The sequence below is a fragment of the Flavobacterium aureirubrum genome (assembly GCF_038739835.1).
Taxonomy (GTDB): Bacteria; Bacteroidota; Bacteroidia; order Flavobacteriales; family Flavobacteriaceae; genus Flavobacterium; species Flavobacterium aureirubrum.
On sequence record NZ_JBCGDO010000109.1, the window covers coordinates 1 to 313 of the forward strand.

The 313-nt window shown below is 27.2% G+C and carries 1 protein-coding gene; it reads right to left on the reverse strand.

What is annotated here, in order from left to right; all coding sequences use genetic code 11:
* Positions 1-313 (reverse strand): transposase (locus tag WFZ85_RS16145; RefSeq protein WP_413789748.1); only part of this gene is annotated, 313 nt, incomplete at both ends.

Below are 313 nucleotides of genomic sequence, written 5' to 3' on the forward strand. Positions count from 1 at the left end.
TCAGGAAAATCAACTATTTTATCTTTAACGGGATTTGAATGAATGTATTCTATTTTTTGTTTTATAAATAAATTACTGTAAATATGTTCAGCATGATAACCATCTTGCCATACTTTATAGTGTTGTTCTCGTTTTAAATGTTGACAGGCTTTTTGAAAATATTCAAGCATCCATTCTCTTCTACTTTCGGGTTCATCAATAATGGTTTGAATAATTTTTTTTGAAGTAAATTTTTTAAAATCTCTTAGTACATCTGATAGGATAAAACCATTTGTTGCCTTGCAAAATATATGAATATGACTACTCATCAAAC